This is a genomic window from Pediococcus parvulus, from assembly GCF_007990205.1.
In the GTDB taxonomy this organism is placed as follows: Bacteria; Bacillota; Bacilli; order Lactobacillales; family Lactobacillaceae; genus Pediococcus; species Pediococcus parvulus.
This window is the reverse complement of sequence record NZ_BJWE01000077.1, coordinates 1-3,296: the sequence shown is the minus strand read 5'-3', so window position 1 is coordinate 3,296 and position 3,296 is coordinate 1. Positions and strand designations below refer to the sequence as shown.

The following is a 3,296-nucleotide window of genomic DNA, read 5'->3' as shown; positions in this document are numbered from 1 at the left end:
AATTTGTTCTTTGAAAACTAAATAATATCGAAAAATTTTCTAATTTTAATTATTTATTATAATGTAATTAAACCGAGAACACCGCGTTTTATAGAGTTTTAAAACAAGATTAGTTCGAAAAATAATCGCTAAACTCAAAACCACTTTACCTTTGGTAAAGTTAGGTTAAGTTATAAAGGGCGCATGGTGAATGCCTTGGTACTAGGAGCCGATGAAGGACGGGACTAACACCGATATGCTTCGGGGAGCTGTAAGTAAGCTTTGATCCGGAGATTTCCGAATGGGGAAACCCAACAACACTAATCCGTTGTTACCACTACGTGAATTCATAGCGTGGCTGGAGGTAGACGCGGGGAACTGAAACATCTCAGTACCCGTAGGAAGAGAAAGAAATATCGATTCCCTAAGTAGCGGCGAGCGAACGGGGAACAGCCCAAACCAGGAAGCTTGCTTCCTGGGGTTGTAGGACTGAACATTTGAGTTACCAAAGATTTTCATAGCCGAACAGTCTGGGAAGACTGGCCAGAGCGGGTGATAGCCCCGTAGGCAAAATGAAGATCCCTCAGTTCAGGATCCTGAGTACGGCGGAACACGTGTAACTCCGTCGGAATCCGGGAGGACCATCTCCCAAGGCTAAATACTCCCTAGTGACCGATAGTGAACCAGTACCGTGAGGGAAAGGTGAAAAGCACCCCGGAAGGGGAGTGAAACAGTTCTTGAAACCATGTGCCTACAAGAAGTCAGAGCCCGTTAAGGGGTGATGGCGTGCCTTTTGTAGAATGAACCGGCGAGTTACGTTTACATGCCAGGTTAAGTTGAAGAAACGGAGCCGCAGCGAAAGCGAGTCTGAATAGGGCGACTGAGTATGTAGATGTAGACCCGAAACCAAGTGACCTACCCATGTCCAGGTTGAAGGTGCGGTAAAACGCACTGGAGGACCGAACTCGTGTACGTTGAAAAGTGCTGAGATGAGGTGTGGGTAGCGGTGAAATTCCAAACGAACTTGGAGATAGCTGGTTCTCTCCGAAATAGCTTTAGGGCTAGCCTCGGATTAAGGATCATGGAGGTAGAGCCACTGTTTGGACTAGGGGCCCGTCTTGGGTTACTGAATTCAGATAAACTCCGAATGCCATTGATTTATGTCCGGGAGTCAGACGGTGAGTGATAAGATCCATCGTCGAAAGGGGAACAGCCCAGACCACCAGTTAAGGTCCCTAAATATATGTTAAGTGGAAAAGGATGTGGAGTTGCATAGACAACTAGGATGTTGGCTCAGAAGCAGCCATCATTTAAAGAGTGCGTAATAGCTCACTAGTCGAGTGATTCTGCGCCGAAAATGTACCGGGGCTTAAACATATTACCGAGACTGTGGATGCCACCGCAAGGTGGCGTGATAGGAGAGCGTTCTAAGGGCAATGAAGGCAGACCGTGAGGACTGTTGGAGCGCTTAGAAGTGAGAATGCCGGTATGAGTAGCGAAAGACAGGTGAGAATCCTGTCCACCGAATGACTAAGGTTTCCTGGGGAAGGCTCGTCCACCCAGGGTTAGTCGGGACCTAAGTCGAGGCCGAGAGGCGTAGACGATGGATAACAGGTTGAGATTCCTGTACTAGTTAAACTTGTTTGAACAATGGAGGGACGCAGGAGGCTAAGGAATGCGCACGGTTGGATATGTGCGCCCAAGCAGCGAGTCTTGTTGAGAGTTAAATGCTTTCAACTTTAAGGACAAGCTGTGATGGGGAGTGAAATTTAAAGTAACGAAGTTCCTGATGTCACACTGCCGAGAAAAGCTTCTAGTTAGAGTTTAACTACCCGTACCGCAAACCGACACAGGTAGTCGAGGAGAGTATCCTCAGGTGAGCGAGAGAACTCTCGTTAAGGAACTCGGCAAAATGACCCCGTAACTTCGGGAGAAGGGGTGCTGATCGAAAGATCAGCCGCAGTGAATAGGCCCAGGCGACTGTTTATCAAAAACACAGGTTTCTGCAAAATCGTAAGATGACGTATAGGGGCTGACGCCTGCCCGGTGCTGGAAGGTTAAGTGAATGAGTTAGCTTCGGCGAAGCTTTGAAATGAAGCCCCAGTAAACGGCGGCCGTAACTATAACGGTCCTAAGGTAGCGAAATTCCTTGTCGGGTAAGTTCCGACCCGCACGAAAGGCGTAACGATCTGGGCACTGTCTCAACGAGAGACTCGGTGAAATTATAATACCCGTGAAGATGCGGGTTACCCGCGACAGGACGGAAAGACCCCATGGAGCTTTACTGTAGCTTGATATTGAGTGTTTGTACAGCTTGTACAGGATAGGTAGGAGCCATAGAAACCGGAACGCTAGTTTCGGTGGAGGCGTTGGTGGGATACTACCCTCGCTGTATGAACCCTCTAACTCGCGCCACTAAGCGTGGCGGAAGACAGTGTCAGGTGGGCAGTTTGACTGGGGCGGTCGCCTCCTAAAGAGTAACGGAGGCGCCCAAAGGTTCTCTCAGAATGGTTGGAAATCATTCAATGAGTGTAAAGGCAGAAGAGAGCTTGACTGCGAGACAGACAGGTCGAGCAGGGACGAAAGTCGGGCTTAGTGATCCGGTGGTACCGTATGGAAGGGCCATCGCTCAACGGATAAAAGCTACCCTGGGGATAACAGGCTTATCTCCCCCAAGAGTTCACATCGACGGGGAGGTTTGGCACCTCGATGTCGGCTCATCGCATCCTGGGGCTGTAGTCGGTCCCAAGGGTTGGGCTGTTCGCCCATTAAAGCGGTACGCGAGCTGGGTTCAGAACGTCGTGAGACAGTTCGGTCCCTATCCGTCGCGGGCGTAGGAAATTTGAGAGGATCTGTCCTTAGTACGAGAGGACCGGGATGGACATACCGCTGGTGTACCAGTTGTTCCGCCAGGAGCATCGCTGGGTAGCTACGTATGGATGAGATAAACGCTGAAAGCATCTAAGTGTGAAACTCGCCTCAAGATGAGATTTCCCATTCCATTTATGGAAGTAAGACCCCTGAGAGATGATCAGGTAGATAGGTTGGGAGTGGAAGTGTAGTGATACATGGAGCGGACCAATACTAATCGGTCGAGGACTTAACCACAAAGTGGTGTTCTTGAAGAGAAGGATTCGATATTATTTAGTTTTGAGAGAATAAATTTCTTTCACACGAGCCACGAAGGTGGATCGGAGAAGTGTGGTGGCGATAGCGAGAAGGATACACCTGTTCCCATGTCGAACACAGAAGTTAAGCTTCTTAGCGCCGAGAGTAGTTGGGGGATCGCTCCCTGCGAGGGTAGGACGTTGCCATGC

Annotated in this window: 2 rRNA genes; both read left to right on the top strand. The window is 49.3% G+C overall.

Going from position 1 to position 3,296, the window contains the following annotated elements:
- Nucleotides 1-163 precede the first annotated feature (163 nt).
- Nucleotides 164-3,087: ribosomal RNA gene (locus PPA04_RS09285) — 23S ribosomal RNA — on the top strand.
- A 92-nt stretch (nucleotides 3,088-3,179) separates the two neighbouring features.
- Nucleotides 3,180-3,296, top strand: a 5S ribosomal RNA gene (gene rrf / locus PPA04_RS09280).